21 protein-coding genes and 1 pseudogene are annotated in these 21,590 nt (G+C 71.0%); 5 read left to right on the top strand and 17 right to left on the bottom strand.

Translation table 11 applies throughout. The features are described from left to right. Positions 1-755: 755 nt before the first annotated feature. Positions 756-848 (top strand): annotated as a pseudogene (locus tag EF387_RS35115) (disulfide bond formation protein DsbA); the annotation flags it as partial. A 22-nt stretch (positions 849-870) separates the two neighbouring features. Here the strand turns inward: EF387_RS35115 and EF387_RS35110 are convergent. The 12 genes from EF387_RS35110 to EF387_RS35060 form a co-directional block, all read right to left on the bottom strand. Further along, positions 871-1,611, bottom strand: a complete 741-nt coding sequence (locus EF387_RS35110; RefSeq protein WP_128380635.1) for a sirohydrochlorin chelatase — start codon at positions 1,609-1,611, stop codon at positions 871-873. A 6-nt stretch (positions 1,612-1,617) separates the two neighbouring features. Beyond that, positions 1,618-2,535 carry an ABC transporter permease gene (locus tag EF387_RS35105; protein ID WP_128380634.1) on the bottom strand — a complete coding sequence of 306 codons (918 nt, stop codon included), beginning with the start codon at positions 2,533-2,535 and terminating at the stop codon, positions 1,618-1,620. After that, positions 2,522-3,313 (bottom strand): ABC transporter ATP-binding protein, encoded by a 792-nt coding sequence (locus EF387_RS35100; RefSeq protein ID WP_128380633.1) that lies wholly within the window; start codon positions 3,311-3,313, stop codon positions 2,522-2,524. Before EF387_RS35100 ends, EF387_RS35105 begins: the two co-directional genes overlap by 14 nt. Before the next feature lie 36 nt (positions 3,314-3,349). Then, positions 3,350-4,462: an aliphatic sulfonate ABC transporter substrate-binding protein gene (locus tag EF387_RS35095; protein WP_128380632.1), complete on the bottom strand. Its 1,113-nt coding sequence runs from the start codon at positions 4,460-4,462 to the stop codon at positions 3,350-3,352. A 194-nt stretch (positions 4,463-4,656) separates the two neighbouring features. After that, entirely contained in the window at positions 4,657-5,991 is a 1,335-nt protein-coding gene (locus tag EF387_RS35090; protein ID WP_128380631.1) for a sulfate adenylyltransferase subunit 1, read from the bottom strand. Positions 5,992-5,993: 2 nt separating this feature from the next. Next, positions 5,994-6,929, bottom strand: coding sequence for a sulfate adenylyltransferase subunit CysD (cysD, locus tag EF387_RS35085; protein ID WP_128380630.1), 936 nt, complete (start codon positions 6,927-6,929; stop codon positions 5,994-5,996). Then, positions 6,926-7,486: an adenylyl-sulfate kinase gene (cysC, locus tag EF387_RS35080; RefSeq protein ID WP_128380629.1), complete on the bottom strand. Its 561-nt coding sequence runs from the start codon at positions 7,484-7,486 to the stop codon at positions 6,926-6,928. Before cysC ends, cysD begins: the two co-directional genes overlap by 4 nt. Further along, the gene (locus EF387_RS35075) at positions 7,483-8,229 is read right to left on the bottom strand and encodes a phosphoadenylyl-sulfate reductase (RefSeq protein WP_128380628.1); all 747 of its coding nucleotides are present in this window, start codon (positions 8,227-8,229) and stop codon (positions 7,483-7,485) included. Before EF387_RS35075 ends, cysC begins: the two co-directional genes overlap by 4 nt. Then, positions 8,226-8,405 carry a hypothetical protein gene (locus tag EF387_RS35070; protein WP_128380627.1) on the bottom strand — a complete coding sequence of 60 codons (180 nt, stop codon included), beginning with the start codon at positions 8,403-8,405 and terminating at the stop codon, positions 8,226-8,228. Before EF387_RS35070 ends, EF387_RS35075 begins: the two co-directional genes overlap by 4 nt. Beyond that, positions 8,402-10,093, bottom strand: a complete 1,692-nt coding sequence (locus EF387_RS35065; RefSeq protein ID WP_128380626.1) for a nitrite/sulfite reductase — start codon at positions 10,091-10,093, stop codon at positions 8,402-8,404. The genes EF387_RS35070 and EF387_RS35065 overlap by 4 nt, the downstream gene beginning before the upstream one ends. A gap of 177 nt (positions 10,094-10,270) precedes the next feature. Continuing rightward, positions 10,271-10,354 carry a putative leader peptide gene (locus tag EF387_RS49790; RefSeq protein WP_317774501.1) on the bottom strand — a complete coding sequence of 28 codons (84 nt, stop codon included), beginning with the start codon at positions 10,352-10,354 and terminating at the stop codon, positions 10,271-10,273. 151 nt (positions 10,355-10,505) lie between these two features. After that, a complete protein-coding gene (locus tag EF387_RS35060; RefSeq protein WP_128380625.1) occupies positions 10,506-11,075 on the bottom strand; it encodes a GNAT family N-acetyltransferase in 570 nt (189 codons plus the stop codon). A 435-nt stretch (positions 11,076-11,510) separates the two neighbouring features. Between EF387_RS35060 and EF387_RS35055 the strand changes: the two genes are divergently transcribed. Further along, positions 11,511-11,909 carry a VOC family protein gene (locus tag EF387_RS35055; RefSeq protein ID WP_128380624.1) on the top strand — a complete coding sequence of 133 codons (399 nt, stop codon included), beginning with the start codon at positions 11,511-11,513 and terminating at the stop codon, positions 11,907-11,909. Here the strand turns inward: EF387_RS35055 and EF387_RS35050 are convergent. After that, on the bottom strand, positions 11,895-12,587 hold the full coding sequence (locus EF387_RS35050) for a helix-turn-helix domain-containing protein (protein WP_128380623.1): 693 nt from the start codon (positions 12,585-12,587) through the stop codon (positions 11,895-11,897). The two genes, EF387_RS35055 and EF387_RS35050, sit on opposite strands and share 15 nt — an antisense overlap. A gap of 54 nt (positions 12,588-12,641) precedes the next feature. Next, positions 12,642-13,577, bottom strand: a complete 936-nt coding sequence (locus EF387_RS35045) for an AraC family transcriptional regulator (protein ID WP_128380622.1) — start codon at positions 13,575-13,577, stop codon at positions 12,642-12,644. A 128-nt stretch (positions 13,578-13,705) separates the two neighbouring features. Here EF387_RS35045 and EF387_RS35040 point away from each other — a divergent pair, with 128 nt between their 5' ends. Beyond that, positions 13,706-14,521, top strand: coding sequence for an NmrA family NAD(P)-binding protein (locus tag EF387_RS35040; RefSeq protein ID WP_238431869.1), 816 nt, complete (start codon positions 13,706-13,708; stop codon positions 14,519-14,521). 46 nt (positions 14,522-14,567) lie between these two features. Here the strand turns inward: EF387_RS35040 and EF387_RS35035 are convergent, their stop codons facing one another. Continuing rightward, the gene (locus EF387_RS35035; protein WP_128380620.1) at positions 14,568-15,743 is read right to left on the bottom strand and encodes a YihY/virulence factor BrkB family protein; all 1,176 of its coding nucleotides are present in this window, start codon (positions 15,741-15,743) and stop codon (positions 14,568-14,570) included. Positions 15,744-15,760: 17 nt separating this feature from the next. On the opposite strand from EF387_RS35035, the gene EF387_RS35030 reads away from it, so the two are divergent. Beyond that, positions 15,761-17,395 carry an acyl-CoA dehydrogenase family protein gene (locus EF387_RS35030; protein WP_128380619.1) on the top strand — a complete coding sequence of 545 codons (1,635 nt, stop codon included), beginning with the start codon at positions 15,761-15,763 and terminating at the stop codon, positions 17,393-17,395. A gap of 718 nt (positions 17,396-18,113) precedes the next feature. Then, positions 18,114-19,517, top strand: a complete 1,404-nt coding sequence (locus tag EF387_RS35025) for a hypothetical protein (protein WP_128380618.1) — start codon at positions 18,114-18,116, stop codon at positions 19,515-19,517. Positions 19,518-19,724: 207 nt separating this feature from the next. Here EF387_RS35025 and paaK read toward each other — a convergent pair whose 3' ends face one another. Then, positions 19,725-21,101 carry a phenylacetate--CoA ligase PaaK gene (paaK, locus tag EF387_RS35020; RefSeq protein WP_128380617.1) on the bottom strand — a complete coding sequence of 459 codons (1,377 nt, stop codon included), beginning with the start codon at positions 21,099-21,101 and terminating at the stop codon, positions 19,725-19,727. Then, positions 21,098-21,556: a hydroxyphenylacetyl-CoA thioesterase PaaI gene (paaI, locus tag EF387_RS35015; RefSeq protein WP_128380649.1), complete on the bottom strand. Its 459-nt coding sequence runs from the start codon at positions 21,554-21,556 to the stop codon at positions 21,098-21,100. The genes paaK and paaI overlap by 4 nt, the downstream gene beginning before the upstream one ends. Positions 21,557-21,590 lie beyond the last annotated feature (34 nt).

Genomic DNA, 21,590 nt, shown 5'->3' with positions numbered 1-21,590 from the left:
GCTCGTACACGCCGACTGCCATCGGCAGCACCACGAGGCCCATGACAGGAGGACCGGACGCAAAGCAAACGCGCCCGTGGGTTCTGCTTGAGCCGTATGCGGGGACGACCCGCACGTACGGTTCTGACGCCGGGGACCCGGTGACGGGCCCCGGCCACCCGACAACCTCGCCGTCGAGCAGCACGCGCACTGGCGCAGGGGGCGCAAACCCGCGCCTGGCTTCGCCGAGCAGTGCCGCCAGCTGACCGAGGCCCGACGGGAAAGCGCGTGGCTGGGCGCCGGGAACGCGGATGTGCAGCAACAAGCGCTGAAGGACTTCGCGAAGGCCAAGAACGCACGCTTCACCTGCGGGTTCGGTGAGCCGACCTGGCGCAAGAAGTACCGGCACGAGGGCTTCCGCGTCATCGGCACCGACCGTGTGCCCGAGTACAACGACGACGGCTCGCCGAAGCTGAACGCGAAGACCGGTAAGCAGGTCATGGGCCGCTCGGTCGTGGTGCGGAAGCTGAACCGGCGGTGGGCGCAGGTGAAGGTGCCCGGCTGCGGCTGGGTGCGCATGCGTCTCAGCGCCGGGGGCAAGGGCGCGGTGCTGCCCGAAGCGAAGACGTTCCGGGTCACCTATGGCTGCGTCGGACGGCTTCGTCGTACCCGGGGTCGTGCGCCGCGGCAGCGTGGTCGCCGAGTCCCTCGCCGAACTCGGTCTCCCAACCCGGCACCGGCGGAGCGCCGGGGGCGGGGGATCCCGCCCACAGGACGCCGAACTCTTCGACAGTTTCCGGGTGCTGGCACGCCACCCCGACTTCTTCGAACTCAAGCGAATCCGGACGGGGAGCCTGAGCTTCGACTGACGCGGCAGGCGAGAACCAGGTGCTACGCGCCCAGCGCCGCCAGCGCGGGCCGCCGGGCCTCGTCGTACCGCTGCAGCAGCACCCGCGCCACCTCCGGCGCCGGCCCCAGCACGTCCGCGAGGACGTCCGCTTCCGCCGCACCCCGGGCGATGCGGTCCGGCAGGAACCCGGGGGCCAGGACATAAGGGGCGACCGCGACCCGCGCACAGCCGAGGGCCCGCAGCTCGCGCACGGCGTCCTGGGTGCGCGGAAGGGATGCGGAGGCGAACGCAGGCCGCACGGCGCACCAACCGGTGTGCCGCCACTCCCGCGCGATTTCTGCGATCACTGCGATCGCCTCCGGGTCGGTGGACCCCGCCGAGGCCAGCACGACCCCGGTCGAGGACTTGTCGGCGGGCGTCAGGCCCGCCTCGTACAGGCGGCGTTCCAGGGCCCCGAGGAGGAGCGGGGACGGCCCCAGGACCTCCGCCTGCCGGATCCGCAGCCGCGCGGGCGCCTCCCGCAGCACCGCCGGGATGTCCGCCTTGGCGTGGAACGCGCGGGTGAGCAGGAGCGGCAGGGCCACCACGTCCCGTACGTCGTCGTCCGCCGCCAGTGACTCCAGCACCCCTTGTACCGAAGGGACGTTGAAGTCCAGGAATCCGGTCTCCACGCGCAGCCCGGGGCGCAGCGACCGTACCCGCCGCACGAGGGCGTGCACGGTCCGGGCATGCCGCGGGTCGCGGCTGCCGTGGGCGATGACGAGGAGTACCGGACGTCGCATCGGCGTTCAGCTCTTCACGAGGAGACCGCGGCTGCGCAGCACCGACCGCTCCAGCGGGCTGAAGATCAGCAGGTCGATGGCGATACCGACGATCAGGATGAGGAGGATGGCGAGGAACACCATCGACATGGAACTGGTGTTGCGGCCGTTCTCCAGCAACTGGCCCAGGCCCACGCCGAGCTCCGGCGAGGACGCGATGATCTCGGCGGCCATCAGTGAACGCCAGGAGAACGCCCAGCCCTGCTTCAGACCCGCCAGATAGCCGGGCAGCGCGGCCGGCATCACGATGTGCCAGGTCCCGCGGAGCCCCGTGGCGCCGAGGGTGCGGCCGGCCCGCAGGAACAGCGGGGGCACCTGGTCGACGCCGGAGACCAGCCCGTTGGCGATGGACGGGACGGCGCCGAGCAGGATGACCGCGTACATCATCGAGTCGTTCAGGCCGAGCCAGATCACGGCCGGCGGCACCCAGGCCACCGACGGCAGCGACTGCAGACCGGACAGGATCGGGCCGATCGCCGCGCGCACGAACCTCACCCGGGCGACCAGCAGCCCCAGCGGGGTACCGATGGCGAGGGCCAGCAGGAAGCCCAGCAGCCCGCGCGAGACGCTCGTCCAGATGTAGCCGAGCAGGGTGCCCTGCAACCAGGCGTCCTCGACCTCACCCCACACATCACCGGGCGAGGGCAGCTTCGTCGGATCGTCGACGACCTTGAACGTGATCAGCGCCTGCCAGACCACCAGCACCAGCGCGACGGCGACGATGGGCGGCAGTATCTTCTGGGTGAAGGTCTGACGGAACGAGGCACGGTTGGACTGTACGGTCTCCAGCGCGTCCAGACCCGCTTCGAGCCCCGCCAGATCGTTGCGGTCCTTGACGGCCGCGTCGTTGACGACCGCGTCCGTCCTGGGCTCAGTGCTGGCCATGGCGGCGGATCTCCCCACGCAGTTCTTCGGTGATCTCGACGGACAGTTCCGCCACCGCGGAGTCCTCGATGCGGCGCGGCTGCGGAATGTCGACCCGCCACTCGCGTGCCACCCGGCCCGGGCGCGAGGACAGCAGCACCACGCGCTGCGCGAGCCGGACCGCCTCGCGCACGTTGTGCGTCACGAACAGCACCGACAGGTTCGTCTCGCGCCAGATCCGGGTCAGCTCGTCGTGCAGCACGTCACGGGTGATGGCGTCCAGCGCCGCGAACGGCTCGTCCATCAGCAGCAGCTTGCTGTCCTGGGCGAGCGCGCGGGCCAGCGCGACCCGCTGGCGCATACCGCCCGACAGTTCGTGGACACGCTTGCCGTACGCGCCCTTCAGACGGACGAGCTCCAGCAGCTCCTCGGCCCGGCCGCGCCGCTCGTTCTTGGGAACTCCCCTGAGCTTCAGGGCGAGTTCGATGTTCTTGCCCGCGGTCAGCCACGGGAACAGGGCGTGCTCCTGGAACATCAGGGCCGGGCGCCCGCCGGTCGTGATGCTGCCGGCGGACGGGGCGTCGAGGCCCGCGACCAGGTTCAGCAGCGTCGACTTGCCGCACCCCGAGGCTCCCAGGAGGGTGACGAACTCACCCGGTGCGACATCGAGGGTGATGTCGTCGAGGACGAGCTGCTGCCCGGCGGGCCCGGCGAAGGACTTCGAGACGTGCTCGATACGGGCGGCGTACTCGGTGGTCGCCTGCGTGCCGTCCGCGGCCTTGGCGAAAGTGGTGGCCATGGTCGTCACCTCCTGGAAAGTCATCGGGATGTGTGCTTACTCGACGCCGAGACCGGCGTCGTCGACCTCGGGCTCGCCCTCGGCCTTGAGGACCTTGTTCAGCAGCGTCAGGTCGTAGATGCCGTCGAGGTCGGGCTTCTCCAGCAGACCGGCCTTGACGGCGTGCTCCGCCTCGGTGTTGAGGGTGGACGCCAGCGGGTCGTCGGTGAACCGGATCGACTTCCACGCCGGGTCGATCACCTCGGCCGGCAGCTCCTTGCCGGAGTCCACCTTCAGCTGCGCGTTCGCCGCTGCCTTCGCCTCTTCGGGGTTGGCGGCGATCCACTTGTTGGCCTCCACCGAGCCCTTCAGCACGGCCTCGACGACCTTCGGGTGCTCGCTGAGGAACTGCTGCGACACGATGATGTTCGTGATCACGAACTTCTTGCCGGGCCACAGGTCGGCCTCGTCGAGGAGCACCTTCGCGCCCTCCGCGACCAGCTTGGACGCGGTGGGCTCGGGCACCCAGGCGCCGTCGACCGAGCCGGACTTGTAGGCGTCCGGGGTGATCTTGTTGTCGGTGCGGACCACCGAGACGTCACCCTGGCCGCTCTCCGCGTCGACCTTCCAGCCCTGCTCCGCGACCCAGTTGAGGAACGCCACGTCCTGCGTGTTGCCGATCTGCGGGGTGGCGATCTTCTTGCCCTTGACGTCCTTCAGGGACTTGATCTTCTCCGGGTTCACCACCAGCTTCACACCGCCGGACGCCGAGCCCCCGATGATGCGCAGGTTCTTGCCGGCGGACTTGGCGTAGCCGTTGATCGCGGGGGAGGGGCCGATCCAGCCGATGTCGATGGAGCCCGAGTTGAGGGCCTCGATCTCGGAGGGGCCGGCGTTGAAGGTCGCGTACTCGGCCTTCGTGGCCCCGAGCGCCTTCTGGAAGATCCCTTGCTGGCGCCCCACCAGCGCGGTGCCGTGGGTGAGGTTGCCGAAGTAGCCGATCTTCACGGAGTCGAGGCCGTCGATCTTCTTCGCCCCGGCGGCGACCTTCTGCTGGGAGCTGTCGTCCTTGGCCTGGGACCCGTACCCGCAAGCGGCGAGCGTGAGCAGCGGCAGAGCGGCCACGACCGCAACACCGCGGCGAAGGAGGGAGGTGCGCTTGGCAGGCACGGGAGGTCGTTCCTCTCGTCGGCCCGGCGGTCACGGTGTCTCAGGTCGTGGCCGGGAGGATCGGCAGGGGTCTTCGTCGCGCGTACGTCAGCGCGCACATCGCGGCACTCCGCCCTGCCCGCTCCCGACGGCGCCGCTTCCCACGCGGCCGCCCTCCTTCGCGAACGTCGAGTAGACGTCGATCGAGTTCATGGTCAGAAGTCCCAGCCGTCGTCTTCGGCCTCGTCCTTGACCGGCTCCGGGGAGGCGAACGACTCGCCGACCATCCCGGCGGTGAGCGTGGTGCCGTCGGCCGGGTCGATCAGGATGAACGAACCGGTCCGCCGCGAGTCCGCGTACGAGTCGACCGGCAGCGGCTCCGCGGTGCGGATCTTCACCCGGCCGATGTCGTTGGCGACCAGCCGCCCCGGGTGCGGGTGGAGCGAGAGGTCGTCCAGCGTCAGCCGGGACGGGATGTCCTTGACGATCGCCTTCACCGTGCGGGTGCCGTGCTTGAGCAGCACCCGGTGTCCGACGGTCAGCGGCTGGTCGGCGACGTGGCAGACGGTCGCCTCGACGTCCTGGGTGGTCGCGGGCGCGTCCTTGCTCGGCACGATCAGGTCACCGCGCGAGATGTCGATGTCGTCCGCCAGCAGCAGGGTCACCGACTGCGGGGTCCAGGCCGCGTCCACCGGCTCGCCCAGCAGGTCGATGCCGGAGACCGTGGTCGTGCGGCCGGACGGCAGCACCGTCACGCTGTCGCCCACCCGGAACGTGCCGGCCGCGATCTGGCCCGCGTAGCCCCGGTAGTCCGGGTGCTCGGCCGTCTGCGGGCGGATGACGTACTGCACGGGGAGGCGGGCGTGGCAGTGCGCGAGGTCATGGCTGACCGGGACCGTCTCCAGGTGCTCCAGGACCGTCGGGCCGCCGTACCAGTCCATGTTCGCGGAAGCGTCCACCACGTTGTCACCGGTGAGCGCCGAGATCGGGATCGCGGTGACGTCCGGCACGCCCAGCTCCGTCGCGTACGCCGTGAACTCCTCGGCGATCTCCGCGAAGACGGACTCCTGGTAGTCGACCAGGTCCATCTTGTTGACGGCGAGGACGACGTGCGGGACCCGCAGCAGCGCCGCGATCGCGGCGTGGCGGCGGGTCTGCTCGACGACGCCGTTGCGGGCGTCGACGAGGATCACCGTCAGCTCGGCCGTGGAGGCACCCGTCACCATGTTGCGGGTGTACTGCACGTGGCCGGGCGTGTCGGCGAGGATGAAGCGCCTGCGCGGGGTGGCGAAGTAGCGGTAGGCGACGTCGATGGTGATGCCCTGCTCGCGCTCGGCGCGCAGCCCGTCGGTGAGGAGGGCCAGGTCCGGGGCTTCCTGCCCGCGGTTGCGGGAAGCGTGCTCCACGGCCTCCAGCTGGTCGGCGAGGACCGACTTGGAGTCGTGCAGCAGCCTGCCGACGAGGGTGGACTTGCCGTCGTCGACCGAACCGGCCGTCGCGAACCGCAGGAGGGTGGTGGAGATGAGTTCCTCGGTCGTGATGGTGCTCATGGCTAGAAGTACCCCTCGCGCTTGCGGTCTTCCATCGCGGCCTCGGAGAGCTTGTCGTCGGCGCGGGTGGCGCCGCGTTCGGTGAGCCGGGAGGCGGCGATCTCGGCGATGACGGCGTCGAGTGTGGTGGCGTCGGAGTCGACGGCGCCGGTGCAGGACATGTCGCCGACGGTGCGGTAGCGGATGAGGCGCTTCTCGACCGTCTCGTCGTCCTTCGGGCCGCCCCACTCACCGGCGGTCAGCCACATGCCGGCCCGCTTGAAGACCTCCCGCTCGTGCGCGAAGTAGATCTCCGGCAGTTCGATGCCTTCCCGGGCGATGTACTGCCAGACGTCGAGTTCGGTCCAGTTGGACAGCGGGAAGACCCGGACGTGCTCGCCGGGAGCGTGGCGGCCGTTGTAGAGCTGCCACAGCTCGGGGCGCTGGCGGCGGGGGTCCCACTGGGAGAACTCGTCCCGGAGGGAGAACACCCGCTCCTTGGCCCGTGCCTTCTCCTCGTCGCGGCGTCCGCCGCCGAACACGGCGTCGAAGCGCTCGGTCTGGATCTTCTCGGTCAGCGGGACGGTCTGCAGCGGGTTGCGGGTGCCGTCGGGGCGTTCGCGCAGGACACCGCGGTCGATGTAGTCCTGCACGGAGGCCACGTGCAGACGCAGCCCGTGCTTCTGCACCGTGCGGTCGCGGTACTCGATGACCTCGGGGAAGTTGTGGCCGGTGTCCACGTGCAGCAGCGAGAAGGGGACGGCGGCGGGGGCGAACGCCTTCAGCGCGAGGTGCAGCATGACGATGGAGTCCTTGCCGCCGGAGAACAGGATCACCGGCCGCTCGAACTCGCCCGCCACCTCACGGAAGATGTGCACCGCCTCGGACTCCAGCGCGTCCAGGTGTGAAAGGGCGTACGGGTTCCCGGTGCCTTCCCTGACTGTGGCCACGGTCGTCATGCGAGTCCCCTTTCCACGAGCAGCTTGTGAACCGCGGTGGCGGACTCCTCCACGGACTGGTCCTGCGACTCGATCCGCAGGTCGGGCGCGACCGGCGCCTCGTACGGGTCGTCCACGCCGGTCAGCCCGGAGATCTCACCCGCGGCCTGCTTGGCGTACAGCCCCTTCACATCGCGTTCGGAGCACACCTCCACCGGCGTAGCCACATGTACCTCCAGGTAGACGGCGCCGCTGGCCTGGTGGCGCTTGCGCACGGCCTCCCGGCTGTCCGCGTACGGCGCGATCACCGGCACCAGCGCCATGACGCCGTTGCGGGCGAGCAGATCGGCGAGGAAGCCGATGCGCTGCACGTTGGTGAACCGGTCCTCGCGGCTGAAGCCGAGGCCGGCGGTGAGGAACTCACGGATCTCGTCGCCGTCGAGGACCTCGACACGGTGGCCGTCGGCGCGCAGCCGCTCGGCCAGCGCGTAGGCGATGGTGGTCTTGCCGGCGCTCGGCAGACCCGTGAGCCAGACGGTGGCTCCGGTCGTCACTTGGCTCTCCTGGAGGTCGGTCATTCGTGGAGCCCGCACTCGGTCTTGGAGCGGCCCGCCCAACGGCCGGCGCGCGCGTCTTCGCCCTCGAGGACCCGGCGGGTGCAGGGCGCGCAGCCGACGGAGGCATAGCCGTCCATCAGCAGCGGATTGGTGAGGACTCCGTGCTCGGCCACATAGGCTTCCACGTCTTCCTGTGACCACTTGGCGATGGGGGAGATCTTCACCTTGCGGCGCTTGTCGTCCCAGCCGACGACCGGGGTGTTGGCCCGGGTCGGCGACTCGTCGCGGCGCAGCCCGGTCGCCCACGCGTCGTACTTCGTCAAACCCTGCTCCAGCGGCTGGACCTTGCGCAGCTTGCAGCACAGGTCGGGGTCGCGGTCGTGCAGCTTCGGCCCGTACTGGGCGTCCTGCTCGGCCACGGTCTGCCGCGGGGTGAGGGTGATGACGTTCACGTCCATCACGGCCTCGACCGCGTCACGGGTGCCGATGGTCTCCGGGAAGTGGTAGCCGGTGCCGAGGAACACGACGTCCACGCCGGGCATGGCGCGGGACGCGAGGTGGGCGACCACGGCGTCCTCCATGGAGGAGGTGACGCAGAACTTCTTGCCGAACGTGTCGGCGGCCCACTGGAGGATCTCCAGCGCGGAGGCGTCCTCGAGGTCGCGCCCGGCCTGCTCGGCGAGGGCCTTCAGGTCGGCGCTCGCCCGGTCTTCCTGGGAATCCTGATCCGTCTGCTCGTCCTGTTCGCGCTGGACGGTGGTCATATGTCGTCCCCTCCGCTGTCGGCTCGCTGGAGCCCCCGGGCCAGCAGCCCGAGGAACTTCAGCTGGAAGGCTCGATTGCAGGCCCCGCATTCCCACGCCCCGTGACCCTGCTCGCTGGGACGCAGGTCCTCGTCGCCGCAGTAGGGGCAGTAGAACGGGGCGGCACGCTCGCTCACGACAGTGCCTCTTCGGATGCGCGGGTGACCCAGGTCGCGAACCGCTCGCCGTCCTCGCGCTCCGCCTGGAACCGCTTGAGCACGCGCTCGACGTAGTCGGGAAGCTCCTCCGAAGTGACCTTCAGGCCGCGGACCTTGCGGCCGAAGCCGGCGTCCAGGCCGAGGGCGCCGCCCAGGTGCACCTGGAAGCCCTCGACCTGCTCGCCCTGGTCGTTGAGTACCAGCTGCCCCTTGAGACCGATGTCCGCGACCTGGATACGGGCGCAGGCGTTCGGGCAGCCGTTGATGTTGATGGTGATCGGCTCGTCGAACTCGGGGATGCGGCGCTCGAGTTCGTCGATGAGGGAGGCGCCGCGGGCCTTGGTCTCGACGATGGCCAGCTTGCAGAACTCGATCCCGGTGCAGGCCATGGTGCCGCGCCGGAACGGGGACGGCCTGGTGGTGAGGTCCAGCGCCTCCAGACCCTCCACGAGGGAGTTCACCTGCGACTCCTCGACGTCGAGCACGATCATCTTCTGCTCGACGGTGGTACGGACCCGTCCGGAGCCGTGCGCCTCGGCCAGCTCGGCGATCTTCGTGAGCGTGGTGCCGTCCACCCGGCCGACGCGCGGGGCGAAACCGACGTAGAAACGGCCGTCCTTCTGCCGGTGCACACCTACGTGGTCGCGCCAGCGCTCGACGGGCTGCGCGGGGGCCGGGCCGTCGACCAGCTTGCGCTTCAGGTACTCGTCCTCCAGGACCTGACGGAACTTTTCCGCGCCCCAGTCCGCGACGAGGAACTTCAGACGGGCCCTCGTGCGCAGCCGCCGGTAGCCGTAGTCGCGGAAGATGGAGACGACGCCCTCGTAGACGTCCGGGACCTCGTCCAGCGGGACCCAGGTGCCGAGCCGGACACCGAGCTTGGGGTTGGTGGACAGACCGCCGCCAACCCACAGGTCGAAACCGGGGCCGTGCTCGGGGTGGTTGACACCGACGAAGGCGATGTCGTTGATCTCGTGCGCCACGTCGAGGAGCGGCGAGCCGGAGACCGCGGACTTGAACTTGCGGGGCAGGTTGGAGAAGGCCTTGTTGCCGACGATCCGGCGCTGGATCTCCTCGATCGCCGGGGTGCCGTCGATGATCTCGTCCTCGGCGATCCCGGCGACGGGCGAACCGAGGATCACGCGGGGCGTGTCACCGCAGGCCTCGGTGGTGGACAGGCCCACGCCCTCCAGCCGGTTCCAGATCTCGGGCACGTCCTCGATCCGGATCCAGTGGTACTGGACGTTCTGCCGGTCGGTGATGTCCGCGGTGCCGCGCGCGAACTCCTGCGAGATCTCGCCGATGACCCGCAGTTGCTCGGTGGTCAGCCGGCCGCCGTCGATGCGGACGCGCAGCATGAAGTACTCGTCGTCCAGCTCCTCCGGCTCCAGGATCGCGGTCTTGCCGCCGTCGATCCCGGGCTTGCGCTGGGTGTACAGCCCCCACCAGCGCATCCGGCCGCGCAGATCGTTGGGGTCGATCGAGTCGAAGCCCCGCCGGGAGTAGATCGTCTCAATGCGTGTCCGCACATTGAGACCGTCGTCGTCCTTCTTGAACTGTTCGTTGCCGTTGAGCGGGGTGAAGTGACCCACGGCCCACTGACCCTCGCCGCGGTGACGGCTCACCTTGCGGCGGGGCGCGGCGGGATTCTGCGGGGTGGCGGCCATGGTTGATACGTCCTTCGGGACTGCGGAACAGGCGGGGTGACGGCTCTACCTGCGCACGGGCGCGCGTGAGACGGGTGCGCGCCGTACGGGGGGTGTGCGTCGTTGCGCACGGGAGGGGGAGCGAAAGGGGTGAATCGGCGGTACCGTCCGGGGCCGGAGGCCTCTGTGGACAGCGCGTCAGACCGCCGGACAGATGGCGCTGGACATGCGGCCGAGGTCGACGTGCCGCCGACTCACCAAGGCGATTCCAGTTCCAGACATGACGGAAGCGTGTCACGGGGATCTCCGGAGCGTCCACCGTCGTCCATCATGTGGACACCCTTGTCCCGAACAGTGAGACAAGGGTGGCGTCGGTCACAGGGTATTCGGGTTTGGGCCGGGCGCAAACCGGTGTGCGCGGTCTTGTCCCAGGTCAGCCGGTGTGGGCACCCGGCCAGGGACCCGGCGTCGCGACGTCCGGCTCCTCCTCCACCTTGGTGTCGAAGAGTTTGAAACCGCGCCGGAGGTAGTTGTCCATGGCGTGCTCCCCGTCCTTGGTGCATGTGTGCAGCCACACCCGCTTGGTGGGCGCGCGCCCCGGCCAGCGGTCCGCGAGGTCCCAGGCGCGGCTCGTTCCGTACGACAGCAGATGGCCGCCGATGCGACGCCCGCGGAAACCCGGGATCAGCCCGAAGTAGACGATCTCCACGACCCCCTCGTCCTGCGCCTGGAGCTCCACATAGCCCGCGGGTGTTCCCTTCTCGTATGCGACCCAGGTCTCCGTACCCCGTGCGCTCAGGGCCTCCTCCCACTGCGCGTAGGTCCAGCCGAGGCGGTCCGTCCAGCGGATGTCACCGCCGACCGACGCGTACAGGAACCGGCTGAACTCGGGCGAGGACACCTCGGCTCGTGTGACCCGGACGTGTTCGCCGGGCGACGCGGCCGGGAGCAGGTCGCCGGGGGAGGTCTGCTCCAGCGACCAGGTCGTGACAGTGATGCTCATACGGCCAGCGAACCACGAAGCGGACCCCGCTCCCAAGCGGCGGTCACCCGTGCGAGCGCACCCCTGGGCAGGCGCCCGCTCGGAGCGGCACTGCCGGCTGCTGGTGCGGTGACCGGAGGCGCATGGGCGTCCTTCGCCCGTACCTCTCGACGCCGGGGCCACCGCCGGGACGCGGACCGCCGCCCTGCGGGCGGGTATGCCGCCCGGGGTCGGGCGGGGGCCGCCCGGAGCCTGCGGACGCGGACCGCCGGCCGCACCTGCGGAGGGGGACCGCCGCCCTGGCCGGTACCCCGCGTTCACACGTGCCGGACGGTTCGATGCGCCGGCCGTCGCTTTCCGATTCCTTCACCGGCCGTCGCTGTCCGATCCCTTCCGCCGCCCGTCGCTGTCCGATTCCTTCAAGACGCGCCCCGGGGCCCTCCCTACGGTGGCCGTATGACTCCACGACTCGACGCGATCGGACTGGTCGCCTCCGACATGGCCGCCTCCCTCGCCTTCTACCGCCGTCTCGGGTTCGCGTTCCCCGAGGGATCCGAGGAGCAGCCGCACGCCGAGGCCCAACTGCCGAGCGGGCTGCGGCTGATGATCGACACCGAGGAGACCGTGCGCTCCTTCGCACCCCAGTGGCATCCGCCGACCGGCGGGGGCCGGACCTCGCTGGCCCTGCTCTGTGACGGACCGGCCGAAGTGGACCAGGTCTACGAGGAGTTGGTCGGCGCCGGCTACCGCGGTGAGCACAAGCCGTGGGACGCCGTATGGGGGCAGCGGTACGCGGTCGTGCTGGACCCGGACGGCAACGGTGTCGACCTGTTCGCGCCCCTACCGGCGCAGTAGCTCGCCCAGCGGCATCCCCGCCAGCTCCCTTACGTCCCGCGCGAGATGGGCCTGGTCCGCGAAGCCCGTGCGGACCGCCGTCTCGACGTACGGCAGCCCGGTCCGCGCCAGCGCGAGCGCCCGCTGCAATCGGAGTACCCGGGCCAGCGTCTTCGGTCCGTAGCCGAAGGCGTTGAGCGAGCGGCGGTGCAACTGCCGGGCGCCGAAGCCCAGTTCGTCGGCGGTCGCGCCCACCGCGCGACCGGCCCGCAGCGCGGCCACGACCGCGGCCAGCAGCGGATCCGGCCCCGGGGCGCCGGTCGCCCGGTCCAGGGCCAATGCCTCCAGCGCGGCCCCGCGATCGGCCGCCGCGTTCACCCGGGCCGTGAGCCGGCGCACCTCGGCGGCGGGCCACAGATCGCCCAGTCCCACCCGCCGGTCGCGCAGTTCGTGCGCGGGCACACCCAGCAGGGCCGGAGCGGTGCCGGGATAGAAGCGGACACCCACATGGGTCGTCGGCTCGCCCTGCGGAAAATGGGCGTGGGTGTCCGGACCGGCGACCAGCAGCGTGCCCTCGCTCCACATCAGGTCCATGCAGCCGTCGGGCAGGACCGGCAGCGTAGGCCCGGCGCCCGAACCGGACGGCTCGTTCGTCCACACCACCGCGCCCGTCAGCCGCGATGCCCGCTCCTGGTACACGTACGCAAGGCTACGCGGCGCGTCTCAAGCAACGGACGGTCCCTTTAGGGGTCCTTACACCGCGCGCCCCCGGTGCTCCTGTGGGCTCACCCCGTACACCCGCTTGAACGCGCTGGACAGCGCGAACGAACTGCCGTACCCGACCTGACGGGCGATGGCGTCGAGGGTGTCGTCCGTGTCCCGCAGCCGGTCCGCGGCCAGGGCCAGGCGCCAGCCGGTGAGATACGTCATCGGGGGCTCGCCCACGAGTTCGGTGAAGCGGCGCGCCAGCGCGGCCCGGGAGACGCCGGTCTTCGCGGCGAGCGCCGCCACCGTCCACGGGTGCGCGGGATCGTCCTGCAGCAGCCGCAGCGCCCGGCCCACCACGGGGTCGGCGAGCGCCCGGTACCAGGCGGGCGCCGCAGCCTGAGGACGCTGGAACCAGGCCCGCAGCGCGGCGATCACCAGCAGATCGAGCAGCCGGTCCAGGACCACTTCCTGGCCGGGTTCGTCGCGCACGATCTCCTCGCACAGCAGCGGGGTGAGCGGGCACTGCCAGTCGTCGGCGGTCAGCGACAGCAGCGGCGGCAGGGCGTCCAGCAGGCGGCCGTTGATCTCGCCCCGCATGGTGTAGGTGCCGATCAGCATCACATCGGACCCGTCGAGCCGCTGGCCCCAGGTGCGGACGCCCAGGTCCATGCGCCCGGACATCGGCCGCCCGTCGGGGTAGAAGCACTCGCCGCCCGGCAGGATGACCGCGTGCGGCTCGGTCGCCGGGTCGTCGGCGCAGGTGTACGGGGCCGGGCCGCGGGCGATGGCGAGGTCGCCGGCCCGCAGCCGTACCGACTCTCCCTCGTCCGGGGTGATCCAGGTGCCGCCCCGGACCATGAGCATGATCGTCAGCGGGGCCCGGTCCTCGACCCGCACCGCCCACGGCGGCTCGAAACAGGCGCGGATCATGAACGCGCCACGTGCTCGGGGACCGTCCAGCAGACCTGCGAGGGCGTCCATGCCCTCAGGTTAGACGCGCGCTTATGGGAACGAGAGGTTCGGCGATGTTCCCTTGCCGCGCCCGGCCGTTGACTGGGGGCATGACGCAGAAAACGGCGAACACGCGGAACACGCAAGACACGCGGGACATGACGGTATTGGTGACGGGCGCAACCGGGCGGACCGGGCGCCGGGTGGCCGAGGCGGCGAGCGCGGCGGGGCTGGACGTACGGGCGGCCTCGCGCGGGGGAGCGGTGCGGTTCGACTGGTACGACCCCGGTACGTGGGACGCGGCGCTGCGTGGCGCCGACGCCGCCTACCTGGTGTACACACCGGACATCGGCGCGCCGTCCGCCGCGGAGACCGTGGGCGCGCTGGCCCGCCGGGCCGTGGGGCTCGGTGTGCGGAGGCTCGTGCTGCTCTCGGCCCGCGGTGAGGAGCAGGCGCTGCCCGCCGAGCGGGCGGTGCGGGACTCGGGCGCCGACTGGACCGTCGTCAGGGCCGCTTGGTTCCACCAGAACTTCAGCGAGGGGCCGCTGGTGGACGGGGTGCGGGGCGGGGAGTTCGTGTTCCCGGCCGCGGAGGTGCAGGAGCCCTTCGTCGACGTGCGGGACATCGCGGACGTGGTGTTGACGGCGCTGACCGACGGCTCGTACGCGGGGCGCACGCTGGAGGTCACCGGGCCCCGGCTGCTGTCCTTCCGGGAGGCCCTGGGGGAGATCTCGGCGGCGGTGGGGCGGGAGATCCGCTATGTGCCGGTGTCGGTGAAGGAGTTCGGGGTCATGCTGGCCGAGTCCGGGATGCCGGCCGAGGAGACCGCCTTCCTGGAGGACGTTTTCGAGACCCTGCTCGACGGGCGCAACGCGCACGTCTGCGACGGGGTGAGCGATGTTCTCGGCCGTCCGCCCCGGGACTTCGCGGACTTCGTCCGCGAGCAGGCGACGGGGACGGCCTGGACGGTCTGACCGCACCCGCCTCGGTTCCCGCCAGTACTCCGGCGGCTGCTCCCTGTTACGACTCCGGCGGCTGCTCCCCGTTCTTCGGGTTGGTCTTCGCATGGGCGCGCAGCCGGCCCGTGACGTCCTCCGGGGGGAGGAAGCGGGACCAGCGTTCCGGGAACTCGGACGGCATGTCCGGGTCCTCCGGGTCCTCGGGCCCGGCGGAGCGGGCCGCGACCGCGCGGGCCACGACCTCGGCGGCCTCCGCCTCGCGCAGCCGTTCGTTGGCGGCGCGCGCCGCGGCGGTGGCGGCGGCCGGCCAGACCCGGTCGATGGCCGCGTTCACGGCGGCGCCGACCAGCACCGCGAAGGCCGACACACCGATCCACAGCAGGACGGCGACCGGGGCGGCCAGAGAGCCGTAGATCGTCGGGCCCTCCACCGTGTTCGTCAGGTAGATCCGCAGCAGGAAGCTGCCGAGCACCCACATCCCGAGGGCCACCAGGGCGCCCGGGACGTCCTCCACCCAGGGCGAGCGCACCGGCACCGACACGTGGTAGAGCGTCGTGAGGAAGACGATCGACAGCAGGATCACCGTCGGCCAGTAAAGGACCTGCACGACCGTGGTGGACCCGGCGATGCGCACCACCGCGTCCGGGCCCGCCACCATCAGCGGCAGCGCGATCGAGCCGATCACCAGCGCCACGAGGAACAGCAGGAAGGCCAGCAGTCGGGTCTTGACGATGCCGCGGACGCCGTCCAGCCCGTACATCACGGTGATCGTGTCGATGAAGACGTTCACGGCCCGCGACCCCGACCACAGGGCGATCAGGAAGCCGATGGAGATGATGTCGGGCCGGCCGCCCTTCGTCACGTCGTCGAGGATCGGCTGCGCGATCTGTGTGACGCCCTTGTCGGACAGGACCGTGCGGGCGGCCTCCAGCAGATTGCTCTCCAGGCTGGCGATGGTGTCGGCGCCGGTCCAGTCGTCCACGTAGCCGAGGAGGCCGATGATGCTCAGCAGCAGCGGCGGCACCGACAGCAGGGAGAAGAAGGCGGCCTCGGCCGCGAGGCCGAGGATGCGGTACTCGATGCAGGAGTTGACGGTGTCCTTCAGCAGCAGCCAGGCGGTCCTGCGCTTGGAGACGTTCCGGTAGAGCGCGCGGGCGCGGTGGAGACGGCCGGACGCCTCCGGCCCATCGGGCCCGGACGACTCCGGCCCGCCGGGTGTTTCTTTTGCCTGGTGCACGTCCTTACCGTATCCGTATGGCAGTCACCACCCACACCGTGACCAACCAGGCTCCACCGCTGGTCGGATATGACGTCTTCGCAGCGGACCGGGCCCTCACCGAAGGCGTCGAGCGGTACGTCGACCCGGCCCTGCTGGACGAGGCCATGGACGAATTGTCCGGGCTCGGCCGCAGCGCGGGCTCGGTACAGCTCCAGGACTGGGGCAGGCTCGCCAACGAGAACCCGCCGAAACTGCGCACCCACGACCGCTGCGGCAACCGCGTCGACGAGGTCGAGTTCCATCCGTCCTGGCACCGGCTGCTCGGCAAGGGCGTCGGGGCCGGGCTGACCGCGGCCTGGGTGCGGCCCGCCGGTCACCTCCGGCGGGCCGCCGCGTTCATCGTGTGGACGCAGGTCGAGGCCGGCAACGGCTGCCCGCTCTCGATGACCCACGCGGCGGTGCCCGCCCTGCGCACCGATCCCGTCCTGGCGGCCGAGTGGGAGCCCCGGCTCACCTCGATGATCTACGACCAGGGGCTGCGCCCGGCCGCGACGAAGGCCGGTGTGCTGTTCGGAATGGGGATGACGGAGAAGCAGGGCGGCAGCGACGTACGGGCGGGCACCACGTCCGCGCGGCCGCTGGCCGAGGACGGCACGTACGAGCTCACGGGCCACAAGTGGTTCTGCTCGGCGCCCATGTCGGACGCGTTCCTGGTGCTCGCGCAGGCGCCGGGCGGACTGACCTGCTTCCTCGTCCCGCGAGTCCTCGAGGACGGCACCCGCAACGTCTTCCTGATCCAGCGGCTGAAGGACAAGCTGGGCAACCGGTCCAACGCCTCCGGCGAGGTCGAGTTCCAGGGGACCTGGGCCCGACGGGTCGGCGAGGAGGGGCGCGGGGTGCGCACCATCATCGAGATGGTGGCGGCGACCCGGCTGGACTGTGTGCTCGGCGCGGCCGGGCTGATGCGGCAGGCGGTGGCCCAGGCGGTCCACCACTGCACACACCGGGAGGCGTTCGGCGGCAGGCTGATCGACAAACCGCTGATGCGCAACGTACTGGCCGATCTGGCCCTGGAGTCGGAGGCGGCCACCACGCTCGCGCTGCGGCTAGCGGCGGCCTACGACGACGGCGGCGAGCAGGAGCGGGCGTTCCTGCGGCTCGCGGTGCCGGCCGCGAAGTACTGGGTGACCAAGCGCTGCCCGCCGGTGACGGTGGAGGCGTCGGAGTGCCTCGGCGGCAACGGCTACGTCGAGGACTTCCAGATGGCCCGCCTGGTGCGCGAGTCCCCGCTCAACTCCATCTGGGAGGGCGCGGGGAACATCCAGGCCCTGGACGTCCTGCGTGCCCTCCAGCGCGAACCGCAGGCGCTGGACGCGCTGCTGCGGGAGGTGGGACTGGCGCGGGGCGCCGACCACCGGCTCGACGGTGCGATCAAGGACCTGCTGACCGAACTCGCCGATCTGGAGGGCATCGAGGGACGGGCGCGCCGGCTCGTGGAACGGATGGCGCTGGTCCTCCAGGGCTCACTGCTCGTCCGGTACGCGCCGTCCGAGGTCGCGGACGCGTTCTGCGCGTCCCGGCTGGGCGGCGACGGCGGCTTGGCCTTCGGCACGCTGCCGGGGTCCCTCGACCTCGCCTCGGTGGTCCACCGGGCGCGCCCCGCGAGCTGACTTCACGACGACACCGCTGGTGGGCCGGCCCTCGGCCTGGAGCAGGATGCCCGCCTCGGCCGCCCACCGGTCGACGGCACAGTGGCGTCCCCCGGGCACCATCTCCAGCAACCCGGGGTCGAGTGCCGGAGGGTCCGCTCCACGGCGCCCGCTCCCAGTCACGGTCGGGGTCGCGGCGGCCTTCGCTTCGGCGGTTTCGGTGGTCGTGACGGATGCGACGCGCTCAACCCTTCACGCCGGAGGCCGCCGTGCGCCGTGCTCACGCCGGCTGCCGCCGTGCGCCGGCCCGGCTCGGCCCGGCCTCTCAGAGGGGGGTGGTGCTGCGCCGACTCGGCACCACCCCCGTGCGGGGCGAGGCACGACAAGGCGACCCCCAAGGAACAGCATCACCTCGACGGCCCGTCCCGCACAGGCATGATCCGCGCCGAAGTCTCCCAGCTCCGCCGCCTTTTCGGCCAACTTCATGGCGGACACGCGTGCGAAGGAACGGAGTTGGGTCCTCCACAAAGCCCGTCACACGCGGCCCGGCTCTCCGAAGACCCGCGCCCAAACCCGGCCGTCTTCCCCTCACCACCCTCCGGGAAACCGACGAGCTGGCCATTTCCCCTGCCCACCGCCCGAAAACTGACGTACCATCGACCCCCCAGGCCACCCAGCCCCACTGATCCGCCCCCAACCCCCGGAGCACACGGGACGGTTGGCCCCCACGGGAGGACGCATGACGTACCGAGGCAGGCACCGCCGCCGCAGACGAGGGCGTGCCCTGCGGGGTGTGCTGGCAGGTACCGCGCTCGCGTTGACCGCCGCCGCCACCCTGGTCTCCACGTCCCAGGCCGCCGGGACCGACAACCCCGGCCCGCTGAGCCCGCTCACCTCCTCCACCGGTCTCGAGAAGCTGCGCCTCCACGAGCACCTCGAGGACCGGAACGCCCTCGACACCCTGCAGCGCGAGATGGGCGGCAGCGTCCCGGTGGCCACCGTGCTCCGCGACGCGGACCGCTCCCTGCGCAACGCGAGCGACTGCGACGCCACGGAGAAGGCCGCGCTGCCCGTCGAACCGGCGCCGACCCGCGCGTACTGCTGGGACGAGTCCGACGCCGCCACCCAGCAGTGGCTGCCCCAGTCGGTCACCACCTCCGGCGACGCCTACAGCGACGGCAGGTGGGGCGACGACCGCGTCATCCTCTCCGGCTGGACCCACAACGACCAGAACGCGGACCTCCCCGACGAGGACGACGGGCTCGCCCGGATCGCCGTCATCGACGCGGGCGACCCTAAGAACCTCAAGTACCGCTGGGTGCTGCTCGTCGCCCCGCGAGACGGTGGCAAGGACTTCGCCGCGGTCCGCGCCGGGCTCGGCGGAATGGCCTGGTACCAGGACAAACTGATCGTCACCGCCCGCGACGGCGCCACACGCGACAACGCCCTCCTCGTCTTCGACATGGACCGCATCCTGCGGACCGATGTCGACAGTGACGCGGTCGGCAGGGTCAGCGGCGGCTGGTCGGCCCACGGCTACCAGTACGTCCTGCCGTCCGTCGGCTCCTACCGCGCCGCCGGTGGCACGTGTGACGTGACGACCGGCGACGAGGTGCCCTGCTTCGGCTCGGTCTCGCTCGACCGCACCTCCACCCCGGTCAGCCTGGTGGCGAGCGAGTCGACCGGATCCGACGGCGAACGGCCCACCCGCCTCTGGCGCTACGACTACAGCACCGCCAGCACCAGCACCGGCCTGCTCGACACCGACTCCGCAGGGAACGTCGACGCCGACGAAACCCTCACCACGGAGACCACCGGACTGCAGGGAGTGCTCTCCCACCGGCCGGACGGGGCCGCGCGGGCCGCCTGGTACACCGGCTACGCGCCGGAGGACGGCGGCAAACGCGGGACACTGTGGCGGCAGGACACCGGCGGGGCCAAGGCGGCCAAGTGCAGCGCCGACGGCTCGCGCGCCTGCTGGGGGCAGCACACGGAGTCGCTCTCCTACTCGCCCGAGACCGGCGAACTGTGGACCCTCACGGGGCGCGCCACCAACCAGGCGGGCCGCCGGGAGCCGGAACCGGTCCCCGAAAGGGTCCTGTACGCGGTGCCGCTGGCCACGGTGAACGACTCGCTGGAGTAAGGGGTCCTTGCACTATGCCCGCCCGGGTCGCGCGGCCTGGCACCGCTCCCCCAAGCTCTCGGCTGCGCTCGAGCAGGGGGCACCCCCATCGCCGCGTTGCCGAAAAGCCCAGGTAGCTCCTCCTCCAAGCTCTCGGCTCCGCTCGAGCAGGGGGCACCCCCATCCAGGGCTCTCCGGCGCCTTGCGATGCACGGCACCCCGCGGCGCTCACGACGGGCGGAGGTCCTTGACGCGGCGGAGCTTGCCCACGGAGCGTTCCAGGGTCTCCGGGTCGACGATCGTCACCTCGACGGTGATGCCGACTCCGTCCTTGACGGCTTGGGCGATCTGTTCGGCGGCCGACTTCCGGTGTTCGGGGCCGGTGCCGGGGCGGGCCTCGATCTGGACGGTCATGTGGTCCATGCGGCCCTGCCGGGTGAGCTGGATCTGGAAGTGCGGGGCGACGGCAGGGGTGCGCAGCACGATTTCCTCGATCTGGCTGGGGAAGACGTTGACCCCGCGCAGGATGATCATGTCGTCGCTGCGGCCGGTGATCTTCTGGATGCGGCGGAAGGCGGGCCGGGCGGTGCCGGGCAGCAGCCGGGTCAGGTCACGGGTGCGGTAACGGATGACCGGCAGCGCCTGCTTGGTGAGGGTGGTGAACACCAGCTCGCCCTCCTCGCCGTCGGGCAGGACCTCGCCGGTGACGGGGTCGACGACCTCGGGGTAGAAGTGGTCCTCCCACACGTGCAGTCCGTCCTTGGTCTCCACGCACTCCTGCGCGACACCAGGGCCGATCACCTCGGACAGGCCATATATGTCGACGGCGTGCAGGCCGGCGCGTTCCTCGATCTCGCGTCGCAACTCCTCGGTCCACGGCTCGGCGCCGAAGATGCCCACCTGCAGCGAGCTGTCACGCGGTTCGATGCCCTGTTTCTCGAACTCGTCGAGGAGGGTGAGCATGTAGGACGGGGTGACCATGATGATCTCGGGCCGGAAGTCCTGGATGAGCTGCACCTGGCGGGCCGTCATGCCGCCGGAGGCGGGGATCACCGTGCAGCCTGCGCGTTCGGCTCCGTAGTGTGCGCCGAGGCCGCCGGTGAACAGCCCGTAGCCGTAGGAGACGTGCACCTTGTGACCGGGGCGGCCACCCGCGGCGCGGATCGAGCGGGCCACGACGTCGGCCCACATGGACAGGTCTTCCTCGGTGTAGCCGACGACGGTGGGGCGACCGGTGGTGCCGCTGGAGGCGTGGACGCGGCGGACCTCGGACATGGGGACCGCGAACATGCCGAACGGGTAGGTGTCGCGCAGGTCCGCCTTGGTGGTGAAAGGGAACCGGGAGAGATCCTCCAGTGAGCGGCAATCGGCGGGCTCGACCCCGGCCTCGTCGAACTTCTTCCGGTACTGCTCCACGTTGTCGTAGGCGTGCCGCAACGTCGCCCGCAGCCGGGCGAGTTGCAGTTCCCGCAGCTGCTCACGGGTCATCCGCTCGGCGTCGTCCAGCAGGTCGTGGGGGAGCGGCTGACCGAGCCGTGGTCCCGGGGCCGTCAAGACCGGTGCCGCGGCAGCCGGTGCCGCCGGTGCCGTCCGTTCGCTGCTCATCGCGACTCCTTCGTCGTCGAGCCCGTCGTGCTGTGCGCCGTCTCGCACTTGTCGGTGTTCTCGGGGGCGGCGGCTCGGATGCTGCGGCTGCGTCCGCGGAACTCCGCTATCACGGCACCGCCCCGCCGGAGGGTCACGTCATAGATGCCGCTGCGGCCGAACCGTGTGCGTTCCTCGGCGCTCGCGACGAGCACATCGCCCACGTGCGCGGGTGCGACGAAGGCGATGTCGGCGCCCGCCGCGGCCGTCACGGGGCCGTGGCTGTTGCAGGCGCAGGCGAAAGCGGTGTCGGCCAGCAGGAACAGGTAGCCGCCGTGGGCGATCCCGTGTCCGTTCACCATCGAGGAGTCACCGTCATATCGAGGAGTCACCGTCATCCGGAGTACGGCGGTCCCTTCGCCGTGCTCCAGCAGCTCGATCCCCAGATTCCGGGACGCCTCGTCCGCGGCGAACATCGTCACTGCCGGAACCGCGTTACCGACCCGCGTC

This window comes from Streptomyces cavernae (genome assembly GCF_004023625.1).
GTDB classification, from domain to species: Bacteria; Actinomycetota; Actinomycetes; order Streptomycetales; family Streptomycetaceae; genus Streptomyces; species Streptomyces cavernae.
The sequence above is the reverse complement of the archived record's forward strand: the minus strand, read 5'-3'. Positions and strand labels throughout refer to the sequence as shown.